12 protein-coding genes and 1 tRNA gene are annotated in these 14,587 nt (G+C 70.2%); 12 read left to right on the top strand and 1 reads right to left on the bottom strand.

The window, feature by feature from the left end; all coding sequences use genetic code 11:
- Nucleotides 1–60: 60 nt before the first annotated feature.
- On the bottom strand, nt 61–1,308 hold the full coding sequence (locus MCM47_RS24230; RefSeq protein ID WP_238863784.1) for a pyridoxal phosphate-dependent aminotransferase: 1,248 nt from the start codon (nt 1,306–1,308) through the stop codon (nt 61–63).
- Between the two features lie 332 nt (nt 1,309–1,640).
- Between MCM47_RS24230 and MCM47_RS24235 the strand changes: the two genes are divergently transcribed.
- From MCM47_RS24235 to rpoB, 12 genes are all read left to right on the top strand, one after another.
- Nucleotides 1,641–1,713, top strand: a tRNA-Trp gene (locus MCM47_RS24235).
- Between the two features lie 149 nt (nt 1,714–1,862).
- Nucleotides 1,863–2,198: a preprotein translocase subunit SecE gene (secE, locus tag MCM47_RS24240; protein WP_238863785.1), complete on the top strand. Its 336-nt coding sequence runs from the start codon at nt 1,863–1,865 to the stop codon at nt 2,196–2,198.
- Nucleotides 2,199–2,408: 210 nt separating this feature from the next.
- Complete coding sequence (nusG, locus tag MCM47_RS24245) at nt 2,409–3,296, top strand: transcription termination/antitermination protein NusG (protein WP_238863786.1); 888 nt, start codon at nt 2,409–2,411, stop codon at nt 3,294–3,296.
- Between the two features lie 170 nt (nt 3,297–3,466).
- Nucleotides 3,467–3,901, top strand: a complete 435-nt coding sequence (gene rplK / locus MCM47_RS24250; protein WP_238863787.1) for a 50S ribosomal protein L11 — start codon at nt 3,467–3,469, stop codon at nt 3,899–3,901.
- A gap of 103 nt (nt 3,902–4,004) precedes the next feature.
- The gene (gene rplA / locus MCM47_RS24255) at nt 4,005–4,727 is read left to right on the top strand and encodes a 50S ribosomal protein L1 (RefSeq protein ID WP_238863788.1); all 723 of its coding nucleotides are present in this window, start codon (nt 4,005–4,007) and stop codon (nt 4,725–4,727) included.
- A gap of 256 nt (nt 4,728–4,983) precedes the next feature.
- Nucleotides 4,984–5,769 (top strand): hypothetical protein, encoded by a 786-nt coding sequence (locus MCM47_RS24260; protein ID WP_238863789.1) that lies wholly within the window; start codon nt 4,984–4,986, stop codon nt 5,767–5,769.
- A 95-nt stretch (nt 5,770–5,864) separates the two neighbouring features.
- On the top strand, nt 5,865–6,695 hold the full coding sequence (locus tag MCM47_RS24265; RefSeq protein ID WP_238863790.1) for a hypothetical protein: 831 nt from the start codon (nt 5,865–5,867) through the stop codon (nt 6,693–6,695).
- 75 nt (nt 6,696–6,770) lie between these two features.
- On the top strand, nt 6,771–7,742 hold the full coding sequence (locus MCM47_RS24270; RefSeq protein WP_238863791.1) for a hypothetical protein: 972 nt from the start codon (nt 6,771–6,773) through the stop codon (nt 7,740–7,742).
- Between the two features lie 84 nt (nt 7,743–7,826).
- Nucleotides 7,827–8,687 (top strand): hypothetical protein, encoded by an 861-nt coding sequence (locus tag MCM47_RS24275; RefSeq protein WP_238863792.1) that lies wholly within the window; start codon nt 7,827–7,829, stop codon nt 8,685–8,687.
- Between the two features lie 417 nt (nt 8,688–9,104).
- Nucleotides 9,105–9,668: a 50S ribosomal protein L10 gene (gene rplJ, locus MCM47_RS24280; protein ID WP_238863793.1), complete on the top strand. Its 564-nt coding sequence runs from the start codon at nt 9,105–9,107 to the stop codon at nt 9,666–9,668.
- A gap of 88 nt (nt 9,669–9,756) precedes the next feature.
- Nucleotides 9,757–10,140 carry a 50S ribosomal protein L7/L12 gene (gene rplL / locus MCM47_RS24285; protein ID WP_238863794.1) on the top strand — a complete coding sequence of 128 codons (384 nt, stop codon included), beginning with the start codon at nt 9,757–9,759 and terminating at the stop codon, nt 10,138–10,140.
- A gap of 734 nt (nt 10,141–10,874) precedes the next feature.
- Entirely contained in the window at nt 10,875–14,351 is a 3,477-nt protein-coding gene (rpoB, locus tag MCM47_RS24290) for a DNA-directed RNA polymerase subunit beta (RefSeq protein ID WP_238863795.1), read from the top strand.
- Nucleotides 14,352–14,587: the final 236 nt, after the last annotated feature.

The raw sequence follows: 14,587 nt of genomic DNA on the forward strand, positions 1-14,587 counted from the left end.
CTTCCCATCCCCCGAAGGGGTGAAAAGGGGGCGGCTGCCCGGGTGTCGCCGGGAGGTCGGTCAGGCGGTGGCCTCGCCGAGCAGCTTCTGGATCCGGCTGACGCCCTCGACCAGGTCGGCGTCGCCCAGCGCGTACGACAGGCGCAGGTAGCCCGGAGTGCCGAAGGCCTCGCCGGGGACGACCGCGACCTCGGCCTCGTCCAGGATCAGCGCGGCCAGCTCGCCGGAGGTCTGCGGGCGCTTGCCGCGGATCTCCTTGCCGAGCAGGGCCTTGACCGACGGGTAGACGTAGAAGGCGCCCTCGGGCTCGGGGCAGACGACGCCCTCGATCTCGTTGAGCATCTTCACGATGGTCCGGCGGCGGCGGTCGAACGCGGTGCGCATCTCGTGCACGGCGGAGAGGTCACCGGTGACGGCGGCGATCGCGGCGCGCTGCGCGACGTTGGAGACGTTCGAGGTGGCGTGCGACTGCAGGTTGGTCGCGGCCTTGACGACGTCCTTGGGGCCGATCACCCAGCCCACCCGCCAGCCGGTCATCGCGTAGGTCTTGGCGACGCCGTTGACGACGATGCACTTGTCGGCCAGCTCGGGCAGCAGGGCCGGCAGCGAGGTGAAGGACGCGTCGCCGTAGACCAGGTGCTCGTAGATCTCGTCGGTCAGCACCCAGAGGCCGTGCTCCAGCGCCCAGCGGCCGATCTCCTCGGCCTCCTCCCGGGTGTACACCGCGCCGGTCGGGTTGGAGGGGGAGACGAAGAGGACGACCTTGGTGTTCTCGGTCCGGGCGGCCTCCAGCTGCTCGACCGAGACCTTGTAGCCGGTGGTCTCGTCCGAGACGACCTCCACCGGCACGCCGCCGGCCAGCTGGATGGACTCCGGGTAGGTGGTCCAGTACGGCGCCGGGACGATGACCTCGTCGCCCGGGTCGAGGATCGCGGCGAAGGCCTCGTAGATCGCCTGCTTGCCGCCGTTGGTCACCAGGATCTGGGCGGGGTCCACCTCGTAGCCCGAGTCGCGCAGCGTCTTGGCGGCGATGGCGGCCTTCAGCTCGGGCAGGCCGCCGGCGGGGGTGTAGCGGTGGTTCTTGGGGTCGCGGCAGGCCTCGACGGCGGCCTCGACGATGTAGTCCGGGGTGGGGAAGTCCGGCTCGCCGGCGCCGAAGCCGATCACCGGCCGGCCGGCCGCCTTGAGGGCCTTGGCCTTGGCGTCCACGGCGAGGGTCGCGGACTCGGCGATCGCACCGATCCGGGCGGAGACGCGCCGGTCGGCGGGGCGGACGGAACTGTCGGGCTGCGGGGTGGAAGCGCTCATGCCTGCATGGTCGCAGAACCGGGACGGACCGGGTGCGGTGGTTTCACCATATGTACGGGCCCGTCCGCATCGCGGCCGCACTCCGGCCCGTGATCCCGCCCGTGATCCGGTGCCCGCTCCGGCCCCGGCCGCGGTCCGGAGCGGTCGGGGCCGGAGCGGGGGGAAACCGCCCGGGACCGGCCGGGAAGCGGAAGAGGTTCGACCAAACACCCCTCGACCACGTACACTCACTCCTCGACGGCCACCGAGAAGCCACAGCTTCCACCACCTGTGCATACAGCGGCGGAAGATGCGGTACGTTGGTGGCCGCTACTGGAGCCGCGAGGCACCGTAGGGCAATAGCTCAATTGGTAGAGCACCGGTCTCCAAAACCGGCGGTTGGGGGTTCGAGTCCCTCTTGCCCTGCTGCTTGATCCGCATTCAGCCCGTTCGCTCCACAGAGCGAGCGGGCTTGATGCGGAGAGGGCACCGAACAGCACCGCTTAAGCCGGCCGCTCGTGCCCGATCGGGTACGCAGGTGATGATCGGCAGGACCCGGATTCAGGTGAGGACGAGTGACGGAGACCACGGGCTCCACCGCAACGCCTGAGAGCGGCAACCCCGAGGGTGCCGACGGCGCTGCCGAGACCACGCCTGCCGGCGGCGAGTCGCGTCGCGACCGCAAGCGGGGCGAGAAGAAGTCCGGCAAGCGCGCCAAGAAGGGCGTGTTCGCCCGTCTCGCCCTCTTCTACCGCCAGATCATCGCCGAACTGCGCAAGGTCGTCTGGCCCAGCCGCAACGAGCTGGTCAACTACACCACCGTCGTGGTCGTCTTCGTCGTCGTCGTGATGGCCTTCGTGGCCGGCCTCGACTACGGCTTCTCGAAGCTCAGCCTCTGGATCTTCGGCTGACCGAGCCGCACGACCTCCACCACAGCCTCCCGACCCGGGCCGATTCTTCGGCCCGGGTCGAGCTGTCGGCGCCGGACGTACGGGGCCGCTACCGTTGACTCGGTACTGTTGAAGTCTCCGAGGCATCCGTCGGCGCCCGCGCGAGCGAGCGGCGCCGGAGCGGTCCCGGAGCGCGCCACCTTCACCATCTCCAGGAAAGAAGCAGCCACCGTGTCTGAGTCCCCCCTGTACGACGCCGACGAGACCGTCCGCGAGGCGGATGTCGCCGCCGAGCTGGACGCGGCCGAGCTGGCTGACGACGCCGAGTCCGCCGAGCAGATCGTGGACGCCGCGGACGGCGACGAGGACGAGGCCGAGGCGTACGACGAGGCCGAGGCCGGCGAGCCCGCCGAGGAGGCCGCGCTGCACGTGGAGTCCGAGGAGTCCGACGAGGAGCCCGTCGCCGAGGACGAGGCCGAGGACGAGGCCGAGGCCGTCGAGCCGGCCGTCGAGGTCGACCCGGTCGCCAAGTTCCGCGAGGACCTGCGCTTCATGCCCGGCGAGTGGTACGTGATCCACACCTACGCCGGCTACGAGAACCGGGTGAAGCAGAACCTGGAGCAGCGCGCGGTCTCCCTCAACGTGGAGGAGTACATCTTCCAGGCCGAGGTGCCCCAGGAGGAGGTCGTCCAGATCAAGAACGGCGACCGCAAGACCATCCGCCAGAACAAGCTCCCCGGCTACGTCCTGGTGCGCATGGACCTCACCCCGGAGTCCTGGGGCGTCGTGCGCAACACCCCCGGTGTCACCGGCTTCGTCGGCAACGCCTACGACCCGTACCCGCTGACCCTGGACGAGGTCGTCAAGATGCTCGCCCCGGACGTCGAGCGCCAGGCGGCCAAGGAGGCCGGCAAGGCCTCGCCGGTGCGCCCGGTCGAGGTCCAGGTGCTCGACTTCGAGGTCGGCGACTCGGTCACCGTCACCGACGGCCCCTTCGCCACCCTGCAGGCGACCATCAACGAGATCAACCCCGACTCCAAGAAGGTCAAGGGCCTGGTCGAGATCTTCGGCCGGGAGACCCCGGTGGAGCTCTCCTTCGACCAGATCCAGAAGAACTAGTCGTCCCGTTCTTCGGCTTTCGGGGCGGGGGCTGCGGCTCCCGCCCCGAAAGCCGTTTTGGTCCAGCGGCGCATCCGCGTTAACCTGGTCCGATGTGTGTGCTGGCGACCGGGTGTCGCCCCGGTTTCGGCACACACCAGCAATCACCTCTCGGAAGGACCCGGAGAGACATGCCTCCCAAGAAGAAGAAGGTCACGGGGCTTATCAAGCTCCAGATCAACGCCGGTGCGGCCAACCCGGCGCCGCCGGTCGGCCCCGCGCTGGGTCAGCACGGCGTCAACATCATGGAGTTCTGCAAGGCCTACAACGCTGCGACCGAGTCGCAGCGCGGCATGATCGTGCCGGTGGAGATCACGGTCTACGAGGACCGCAGCTTCACCTTCATCACGAAGACGCCGCCGGCCGCGCGCCTCATCCTGAAGGCCGCGGGCGTCGACAAGGGCTCCAGCGAGCCGCACAAGACCAAGGTCGCGAAGCTCACCAGCGCCCAGGTCCGCGAGATCGCCACGACCAAGATGCCCGACCTGAACGCCAACGACCTGGACGCGGCGGAGAAGATCATCGCCGGCACCGCCCGGTCGATGGGCATCACCATCGAGGGCTGAGCAGCCCCGTTCCACCAGGGACCGACGTCTCGGTCCCGCCCCCCGTGGTAGGGCCTGCGCAGGCCCGAGGCACCACAACTCCCATCACCATTCAGGAGCAGCAGTGAAGCGCAGCAAGGCTCTGAAGGCCGCGGACGCTCAGGTCGACCGCCAGCGCCTTTACGCCCCCCTCGAGGCCATCCGCCTCGCCAAGGCGACCAGCACCACCAAGTTCGACGGCACCGTCGAGGTCGCCATGCGTCTGGGTGTCGACCCGCGCAAGGCCGACCAGATGGTCCGCAGCACCGTGATCCTCCCGCACGGCACCGGTAAGACCGCTCGGGTCCTGGTCTTCGCGACCGGCGAGCGTGCCGAGGCCGCGCGTGCTGCGGGCGCCGACATCGTCGGTGCCGACGAGCTCATCGACGAGGTCGCCAAGGGCAAGCTGGACTTCGACGCCGTCGTCGCCACCCCGGACCTCATGGGCAAGGTCGGCCGCCTCGGCCGCGTGCTCGGTCCCCGTGGTCTGATGCCGAACCCGAAGACCGGCACCGTCACCCCGGATGTCGCGAAGGCCGTCAACGACATCAAGGGCGGCAAGATCGAGTTCCGCGTCGACAAGCACTCGAACCTGCACTTCATCATCGGTAAGGTCTCCTTCACCGACGAGCAGCTGGTCGAGAACTACGCCGCCGCGCTGGACGAGGTGCTCCGCGCCAAGCCGTCCGCCGCCAAGGGCCGTTACATCAAGAAGACCGCGGTCTCCACCACCATCGGCCCCGGCATCCCGGTGGACCCGAACCGCACCCGCAACCTCCTGGTCGAGGAGGACCCGGCCGCCGTCTGAGCCATGGGCTCCGACCGGTAGCCGCGTCCTGGGCGCAGCAGCAGTCCGTACGGCGGGCCCGTACCCCTTCTTCGGGGGTGCGGGCCCGCCGTCGTGTCCGGGGGCGGTCCGCCGGTGGCGGAGGCGGGCGCCGCGGGTGGGTTGTGTCCGGATCGAGACCGGCGCGGGGGTCGAGCGGCGCGCCCCGCGTCGTACGCTCGGCCGGTCCGACGATATGACCGGACCTTCGACCCTGAGCCGACCGCCGGAGTGTGCAGTGCCGCCCGCCCTTCGCCCCGCCGCCCAGGGAGCCGCCCTGCTGCTGCTCGCCGGCGCCCTGACCGCCTGCAGTCTGATGGCCGTCTCGGGGGACCGCACCCCGGACGACGGGGCCGCGACCGTCCGGCCGCCCAAGCAGGTGCTGCTCTCGGCCGCGCAGGCCCTGGACGACGTGGGCGGCGCGCGGATCGAGGCGGTGGAGGAGGGGCCGGACGGGCGCCGCACCGCCTCCGGCACGGTGTCCTGGGGAGCCCGGGACGACGCCGACCTGACCGTCACCGACGAGCGGGGCGGCGGCCGGCTCCGGGTCCAGGACGGCACCCTCGACCTCGGGTACGACGGGGCCCCGGGCCGGCGCGCGGAGCGGGCCGACGCCGAGTCGCTCGACCCGCGCGGCAACGGCGCAGGGTACGCGGGCGGCTGGTTCACCGGACTGGTCAGCAATCCGGGCGGCCGCGCCCACGCCATGGCGCTGGCCGGCAAGCTCACCTCGCTCGGCGGCGAGCAACTGGCCGGCACCACCGTGGCGCACTACCAGGGCTCGGCCTCGGTCGCCGAGTTCTTCGCCGCGGACGAGGGGATCGGCGAGGCGCGGCTCGCCGCGGTGCTGGTGTACTACCGCGAGCGCGGGGTCACCACGATCGGCTACGACTTCTGGGTCGCGCCCGGCGACCACCTGCTCAGACTCCGCGCCACCGCCCGGGGCAGCGCGGGAACCGTGGTCACCACGACCGACGTCTCGGAGACCGGGACACCCCCGGAGGGCCCGGCCGCGGCGGGGTGACCCGGCCGGGGATATCCGGTGGGGAGCGGGCTCGGTGATTGGTTAGAGTCTGCTGGGAACGGCCCGGGACCGGGTCGCAACGGGGGGATCTGCTCATGCACGCTCTGCGGCTCGGTGCCGTCGTCGCCACGTCCGCCGTCCTGGTCGCCGCCCTGGCGGCCTGCAGCAGCAGCGGTACGTCCGACGCCAGGACGGATCCGAAGTCCGCGGCCGACGCGCTCGCCGGCCAGGTGGCCGACCTCGATCCCAAGGCGGCGCTGGCGGCCTCGGCCCTGGTGATGCAGAAGGCCGGCAACGGCAGCATCAGCGTGGTCACGCCCGAGGACACCGGCACCGGCGCCGCCGACTGGCGGCAGAAGCTCGCGGTCGACCTGGTCGGCCAGGGGAGCGGCGGCACCAAGGCCCGCGTCATCGGTGACGACCTCTACCTCGGCGGCGGCCCCGCGACGGCCGCGCTGGGCGGCCGGCACTGGGCCAGGATGGACCCCAAGGACCCGGTGCTCGGGCCGACGGCCGGGGTCTTCCTGACCACCGCACAGATGGTCAACCCGGTCCTGCAGCTGACCGTCGCGGCCCAGGCCGGGAAGCCGACCAAGGTCGGACCGGAGACCGTCGACGGGGTCCAGACCACGCACTTCCACGCGGTCGAGGACACCGCGAAGCTCGTCGAGGGCCTGGGAGCGCTCAGCGCCGACCAGCGGGCCGCCGTGCAGAAGTCGCTCGACGAGGACGGCAAGACGCTGACCGTCGACCTCTGGATCAACGCCAAGCAGGAGCTCGTGCAGCTCAAGGAGTACGGCGACAAGGGCGGCGAGAAGTCGACCGTCACGGTCAAGTACTCCGGCCTGGGCGCCGCTCCCAAGATCGAGGCACCCGCCGCGAGCGACGTGGGCAAGGCGGCCGACCTCGCCAAGCTCTTCCACTGAGCCCACCGGGCTCGTCTTTCACCGGCTTCCGTTCCGGGCACACCGTGCGCCCGGGAGCTCCTCGGAGGGGGAATCATGGCTGGAACCACCACCCGCAACACCGCCGTGGCCGTCGTGCTGGCCGCACTGGCCCTGACCGCGACCGCCTGCAACGGCGACGACAAGGGCGGCAGCGCCGCGCCCGCCGCGCCGACCACGGCCGCCGCCCAGCCGACCACGGCCGCGCCCGCTCCGGCCGCGCCCACCCCGACCGCCGAGCCGACCAAGGAGGCCCCGGTCAAGCTGACCCCCGCGGCCTACCTGAAGCTGGTGACCGAGAAGACCGGCGCGCAGACCTCCGCGAAGATCACCGAGGAGATCAGCGTCGGCGGCGGCCGGATCACGGCCACCGGGGCCGTCTCCTGGGCCGCCGGCCTCCAGGGCGAGCTGCAGATGGACATGTCGGCGACGCCGGCGGGCAAGCAGCTCTCCGGGCTCACCGGCGGCTCGACCCTCACCGCCCGGTACCTCAAGGACGGGATGTACATGCGGGTGGGCGGCCAGGCCGCCCAGGAGCTCGGTGGCAAGCACTGGCTGCACTACTCCTACGAGGACCTCGGCAAGGCCCAGGGCGGGATCGGCGGCAACCAGCTGAAGAGCGCCGACCCGGTCGAGGGCGTGCGGACCCTGATCGCGTCGGGCAAGGTCAGCGAGGCCGGCAAGGAGACCGTCGGCGGCAAGCAGACCACCCACTACACCGGCGAGCTGACCGTCGCCGACCTGGCCGCCGCCGCGGGCGGCAGCGGGCTGACCGACGAGCAGCTCGCCCAGGTGAAGAAGAACCTCAAGGCCGCCGGGGTCACCAGCGAGACGGTCGACGTCTGGGTCGACTCGGACAACCTGGTGGTGAAGCGGACGGAGGAGGCCGACACCAAGGCCGGCCCCTTCAAGGTCACCGTCACCTACTCGGACTACGGCACCAAGGTCGCCACCACGGCGCCGGACCCGTCCGACGTCGCCGAGTTGGCCGACGTCGCCGGGGCGGCCAAGGGGGGCGCCGAGAGCTGACCGGCCCGCTGGTGGCATGGTGGCTCGCAGGGACGCGGCCGCGCGGGGCGGCCGGTCGGTGACGGGACGGAACGGGAGACGGGCATGGCGGTGCGGCGGCGGCTGGCGGCCGGGGCGGCCGCGGTGCTGTTGGCGGGCGGCCTGACGGCGTGCGGGGACGGCGGTGCGGCCACGCCGACGCCCTCGCGCACGCCGACGCCGACCAGCGCCTCCCCGACCGGCCCGGCCAAGCCGACCGACCGCTCACCGCACGGCGTCCTGCTCTCGGCCCAGCTCGCCGCCCAGACCGCCCGCCGGGCCAAGGTCACCTACCGGCTGGGGTCGGACGCCGGCACCGGCCCGCTGTTCTGGCTGCCGAAGACGGCGCTCCAGGTGAAGCGCACCACCCCGGCCGAGGCGGAGCACCTCATCGTCGTCGACACCGTCGCCTACCAGGGCGGCGACGCGGCCGCCACGGCCCGGCTCGGCGGGCGGCACTGGGAGCGGTTCTCCGTCCCGCCGGGGCCGGACGGCCACAAGGAGATCCCGTACGCCGGGCTGATCGACCTGCTCAACCCCGCCGAGGCGCTGGCCGCCGCCACCGCGGACGGGGTGGAGGCGCAGTTCGTGGGCGAGGAGAAGTTCGAGGACGCGGCGGTGGCGCACTACCGGGTCACCACCGACGCCGAGCGGTACGCCGCGGCGCAGACCCAACTGAGCCCGGCCCGGCGGGACGGGCTGCGCGCCGCGCTGACCCCGGGCGGCTCGGTCTCGCTGACCCTGGACCTCTGGCTGAACGACAAGGACCAGCCGGTGAAGCTGCAGCGCACCGGTACCGGGGAGATCGGCCGGGCGGACGACACGGTGGTCTACTCGGAGTTCGCCGGCCCCCTCTCGGTGCAGGCCCCGGCCGAGGGGGACACCGTGGACGCCGGCACCCGCAGCGTCTCCCCGCTGGCCCGCTGACCTCCGCCCCGCCGACCGGTGGCGGGGCCTGGCGGCGGTCCTGCGGCGGCCCCGCGGCCCGGTGGCGGGCCCTGCGGCGGCCCCGCGACGGGCGATTTGCCCCGGACGGCGGAGTCCGGCTACTGTTGCCGAAGCCAAAGACCGCTGGTTGTCGCCGTGCGTCCGCAAGGACGTTCGCGACCGAAGGATCTGCGCTTCGTCGCAGGCAGCCCGCGCAGGACTGTTTGGAGCTTGGACTTCCGGGTCGTGTGTGTCCGCACACGGGACCTGTCGAGGTCGTGCTGAGCCCCGTGCGCCTGCGCACCGGGGCTCATCTGCTTTTCCGCAGGGGTTTCCTTCCGTCCGGTGGTCCGCGGCTCGAATGGTCGACTCTCGCGGTCGGCCGGACTTCGACATCACGGAAGGAGGCGTAAGCCTATGGCTAGGCCCGACAAGGCTGCTGCCGTCGCCGAGATCACGGAGATGTTCCGTGGCTCGAACGCGGCCGTACTGACCGAGTACCGCGGTCTGACGGTGAAGCAGGTCAAGACCCTGCGTCGCTCGCTGGGTGACAACGCCCAGTACGCCGTGGTGAAGAACACGCTGACCAAGATCGCGGCCAACGAGGTCGGGATCACGGAGCTCGACGACCTGTTCGCCGGTCCGACGGCTGTTGCCTTCGTCACCGGTGACCCGGTGGAGTCGGCGAAGGCTCTGCGTGACTTCGCCAAGGAGAACCCCGCTCTCGTCATCAAGGGCGGTGTTCTTGACGGCAAGGCACTGTCCGCCGATGACATCAAGAAGCTCGCGGACCTCGAGTCCCGCGAGGTGCTGCTCGCCAAGCTGGCGGGTGCCCTGAAGGCCAAGCAGTCCCAGGCTGCCGCGCTCTTCCAGGCCCTGCCGTCGAAGCTCGTCCGCACTGTGGACGCGCTGCGCGACAAGGTCGAGCAGGGCGGTGCCGGTACGCCGGCTCCCGCCGCCGAGGACGAGGCCGCGGAGTAATTCCGCAGGCTCACGCCTCGCTGCGGGCCCGTGCCCGCCCAACCCGTACATACGGCACCACCTGCCGATTTAGTGGAAGGACGCCATCATGGCGAAGCTGTCCCAGGACGAGCTGCTCGCGCAGTTCGAGGAGCTCACCCTCATCGAGCTCGCCGCCTTCGTGAAGGCCTTCGAGGAGAAGTTCGACGTCACCGCCGCCGCCCCGGTCGCCGTCGCCGCCGTCGGTGGCCCGGCCGCCCCGGCCGAGGCCGCTGAGGAGCAGGACGAGTTCGACGTCATCCTCGACGCCGCCGGTGACAAGAAGATCCAGGTCATCAAGGAGGTGCGCACCCTGACCTCCCTCGGCCTGAAGGAGGCCAAGGACCTCGTTGACACCGCTGGTGCCAAGGTCCTGGAGAAGGTTGCCAAGGACGTTGCCGAGAAGGCCAAGGCCGCCCTCGAGGGCGCCGGCGCCAAGGTCACCGTCAAGTGACTCTCCCCCGGCCCCAGCGGCCGGGAGGTGCCCCCACGCCCCTCTGAGGGCGGGAGCTCCGAGGCCGGGCCGATCACCCTTGCGGGTGGTCGGCCCGGCCTTTTTCGCGCCCCCGGCCCGGGAGCGCTCCGGGCCGTCGAACCACCGGTCTGGCCGAGAGGGCACTCGGCACTGTCGGTGCGGGCGGGTATGGTGATCGCTGTCGTCGGCAGTGGCCCCGACCACGGCTTCTGTAACGCCGGGCGGGTTCGCGCCGATGGACGTGTCGAGGCCCGCGCCGGAGGCGGGCCCTTGACGAACCAGGCGCGGCGCGCGATTCTCAAGGCGCGAGTCCGCCCCGGTTGGTCCACCGCTGGATGCATAACCAGTGGCTCCGGCGGGAAGTGACTCCACGTGAGTGGTGGAGGTCCGGGAGTTCCCGGGCCGTGCAGTACCCGGCGGGCGTTCGCGTCCGTCGGCAACCGGGAGGAGTCTCCGATTCGGTTTCCGAATCAGAGCTGGACAGCAGTGTGCCGTTTGGCTACACTGTCCCTTTGCGCTGCCTGTTAGCTGCTCCGTGACTCGTCGCCCGGAGTCTGCGTTGCCCTGAAGGGGTCTGGCATCGCCTCCGCAAAGCGGCTCTGACCTGGGTTTTCCCCCGGCGGAGGCCGACGGCGACGGAGGCGGATCCAAGCCCGTGAAGGCCCGGCTGGTATGCGCGTAGTGAGCTCCGAGCCCTCGGAAGGACCCCCCTCTTGGCCGCGCCGCGCAACGCCTCGAACAATTCCGCCGCATCCACCGCCCCGCTCCGCGTCTCCTTCGCGAAGATCAAGGAGCCCCTCGAGGTCCCGAACCTCCTGGCCCTGCAGACCGAGAGCTTTGACTGGCTGCTCGGCAACGCGGCCTGGAAGGCCCGGGTCGAGGAGGCGCTGGAGTCTGGTCTGGACGTCCCCACCAAGTCCGGTCTGGAGGAGATCTTCGAGGAGATCTCGCCGATCGAGGACTTCAGCGGGTCGATGTCCCTGACCTTCCGCGACCACCGTTTCGAGCCGCCGAAGAACTCCATTGACGAGTGCAAGGACCGCGACTTCACGTACGCGGCCCCGCTCTTCGTCACGGCCGAGTTCACCAACAACGAGACCGGTGAGATCAAGTCTCAGACGGTCTTCATGGGCGACTTCCCGCTCATGACCCACAAGGGCACGTTCGTGATCAACGGCACCGAGCGTGTCGTCGTGTCGCAGCTGGTCCGCTCCCCGGGTGTGTACTTCGACTCCACCCTGGACAAGGTGTCCGACAAGGACATCTACTCCTGCAAGGTCATCCCCTCGCGTGGTGCCTGGCTGGAGATGGAGATCGACAAGCGCGACATGGTCGGCGTCCGCATCGACCGCAAGCGCAAGCAGTCCGTCACCGTGCTGCTCAAGGCGCTCGGCTGGACCAACGAGATGATTCTCGAGGAGTTCGGCGAGTACGAGTCGATGCGCGCCACCCTGGAGAAGGACCACACCCAGGGCCAGGACGACGCGCTGCTGGACATCTACCGCAAGCTGCGCCCGGGCGAGCCGCCGACGCGTGAGGCCGCGCAGACGCTGCTGGAGAACCTCTACTTCAACCCGAAGCGCTACGACCTCGCGAAGGTCGGCCGCTACAAGGTCAACCGCAAGCTGGGCAACGCCGAGTCGCTGGACTCCGGCGTGCTCACCGAGCCCGACATCATCGGTGCGATCAAGTACCTGGTGAAGCTGCACGCCGGTGAGACCGAGTGGCGCGACGAGAACGGCCGCGACATCGTGGTCGAGGTCGACGACATCGACCACTTCGGCAACCGCCGCCTGCGCAACGTCGGCGAGCTCATCCAGAACCAGGTCCGTACGGGTCTCGCCCGTATGGAGCGCGTCGTGCGCGAGCGCATGACCACCCAGGACGTCGAGGCGATCACGCCGCAGACCCTGATCAACATCCGGCCGGTCGTCGCCTCCATCAAGGAGTTCTTCGGCACCAGCCAGCTGTCGCAGTTCATGGACCAGACGAACCCGCTGTCGGGCCTGACCCACAAGCGCCGTCTGTCCGCCCTCGGTCCCGGTGGTCTCTCCCGTGAGCGCGCCGGCTTCGAGGTCCGTGACGTGCACCCCTCGCACTACGGCCGCATGTGTCCGATCGAGACCCCGGAAGGCCCGAACATCGGTCTGATCGGGTCGCTGGCCTCGTACGGCCGGGTCAACGCCTTCGGCTTCATCGAGACCCCGTACCGCAAGGTCGTCGACGGTGTGGTCACCGAGCAGGTGGACTACCTGACCGCCGACGAGGAGGACCGCTACGTCATCGCCCAGGCGAACGCGCCGCTGACCGCGGACCTGCACTTCGCCGAGCCGCGCGTCCTGGTCCGCCGCCGTGGTGGCGAGATCGACTACATCCCGGGCACCGAGATCGACTACATGGACGTCTCGCCGCGCCAGATGGTGTCGGTCGCGACCGCCATGATCCCGTTCCTCGAGCACGACGACGCCAACCGCGCGCTCATGGGCTCGAACATGATGCGCCAGGCGGTGCCGCTGCTGAAGAGCGAGGCTCCGCTGGTCGGTACCGGCATGGAGTACCGCTGCGCCGTCGACGCCGCCGACGTGATCACCGCCGAGAAGGCCGGTGTCGTCCAGGAGGTCTCGGCCGACTACGTCACCGTGGCCAACGACGACGGCACGTACACCACGTACCGCGCCGCCAAGTTCACCCGCTCGAACCAGGGCACCTCCTTCAACCAGAAGGTGCTCGTGGACGAGGGCGCCCGGGTCGAGGCCGGCCAGGTGCTGGCCGACGGCCCGTGCACCGACGAGGGCGAGATGGCGCTCGGCAAGAACCTCCTCGTGGCGTTCATGTCGTGGGAGGGCCACAACTACGAGGACGCGATCATCCTGTCGCAGCGCCTCGTGCAGGACGACGTCCTCTCCTCGATCCACATCGAGGAGCACGAGGTCGACGCCCGTGACACCAAGCTCGGCCCCGAGGAGATCACCCGGGACATCCCGAACGTCTCCGAGGAGGTCCTCGCCGACCTCGACGAGCGCGGCATCATCCGCATCGGCGCCGACGTCGTCACCGGCGACATCCTGGTCGGCAAGGTCACCCCGAAGGGTGAGACCGAGCTGACCCCGGAGGAGCGCCTGCTCCGCGCGATCTTCGGCGAGAAGGCGCGCGAGGTCCGCGACACCTCGCTGAAGGTGCCGCACGGTGAGTCCGGCAAGGTCATCGGCGTGCGCGTCTTCGACCGCGAGGAGGGCGACGAGCTTCCCCCGGGCGTGAACCAGCTGGTCCGCGTCTACGTGGCCCAGAAGCGCAAGATCACCAACGGTGACAAGCTCGCCGGCCGCCACGGCAACAAGGGTGTCATCTCCAAGATCCTCCCGGTCGAGGACATGCCCTTCCTCGAGGACGGCACCCCGGTCGACATCATCCTCAACCCGCTGGGTGTCCCGTCCCGAATGAACCCGGGACAGGTCCTGGAGATCCACCTCGGCTGGCTCGCCCAGCAGGGCTGGGACGTCTCTGGCCTGGCCGACGAGTGGGCCCAGCGCCTGCAGGCGATCGGTGCGGACAAGGTCCAGGGCGGCACCAACCTCGCCACCCCGGTCTTCGACGGCGCCCGCGAGGACGAGATCACCGGTCTGCTGGACAACACCACCCTCACCCGTGACGGTGAGCGCCTGGTGAACTCCACCGGCAAGGCCCGGCTGTTCGACGGCCGCTCCGGCGAGCCGTTCCCGATGCCGATCTCGGTCGGCTACATGTACATCCTCAAGCTGCACCACCTGGTCGACGACAAGCTGCACGCCCGCTCGACCGGCCCGTACTCGATGATCACCCAGCAGCCGCTCGGTGGTAAGGCGCAGTTCGGTGGTCAGCGCTTCGGTGAGATGGAGGTGTGGGCCCTTGAGGCATACGGCGCCGCGTACGCGCTGCAGGAGCTGCTCACCATCAAGTCCGATGACGTTCTCGGCCGTGTGAAGGTCTACGAGGCCATCGTCAAGGGCGAGAACATCCCCGAGCCCGGCATTCCCGAGTCCTTCAAGGTCCTCATCAAGGAAATGCAGTCGCTCTGCCTCAACGTGGAGGTGCTGTCCTCGGACGGCCAGTCCATCGAGATGCGGGACTCCGACGAGGACGTGTTCCGCGCCGCCGAGGAGCTCGGCATCGACCTGTCCCGGCGCGAGCCGAGCAGCGTCGAAGAGGTCTGACGGAGGTTGGGCCGGCTGCCCGCTGAGCAGCCGGCCCGCCCCCAGGCCCCCCTCAGACCACACGAACGACTCTCGACTTACGAAAGAGGGCTTGACGACCAGTGCTTGACGTCAACTTCTTCGACGAGCTCCGCATCGGCCTGGCCACCGCCGACGACATCCGCCAGTGGTCGCACGGCGAGGTCAAGAAGCCGGAGACCATCAACTACCGCACCCTGAAGCCCGAAAAGGACGGA

This window comes from Kitasatospora sp. A2-31 (assembly GCF_022288725.1).
Taxonomy (GTDB): Bacteria; Actinomycetota; Actinomycetes; order Streptomycetales; family Streptomycetaceae; genus Kitasatospora.

Excerpts from the sequence above, each read along its gene's own strand:
- rplK (WP_238863787.1), top strand. The coding sequence starts at position 3,467 with ATGCCTCCCAAGAAGAAGAAGGTCACGGGGCTTATCAAGCTCCAGATC.
- MCM47_RS24270 (WP_238863791.1), top strand. The coding sequence starts at position 6,771 with ATGGCTGGAACCACCACCCGCAACACCGCCGTGGCCGTCGTGCTGGCC.
- MCM47_RS24230 (WP_238863784.1), bottom strand. The coding sequence starts at position 1,308 with ATGAGCGCTTCCACCCCGCAGCCCGACAGTTCCGTCCGCCCCGCCGAC.
- MCM47_RS24265 (WP_238863790.1), top strand. The coding sequence starts at position 5,865 with ATGCACGCTCTGCGGCTCGGTGCCGTCGTCGCCACGTCCGCCGTCCTG.
- rplL (WP_238863794.1), top strand. The coding sequence starts at position 9,757 with ATGGCGAAGCTGTCCCAGGACGAGCTGCTCGCGCAGTTCGAGGAGCTC.
- MCM47_RS24275 (WP_238863792.1), top strand. The coding sequence starts at position 7,827 with ATGGCGGTGCGGCGGCGGCTGGCGGCCGGGGCGGCCGCGGTGCTGTTG.
- rplJ (WP_238863793.1), top strand. The coding sequence starts at position 9,105 with ATGGCTAGGCCCGACAAGGCTGCTGCCGTCGCCGAGATCACGGAGATG.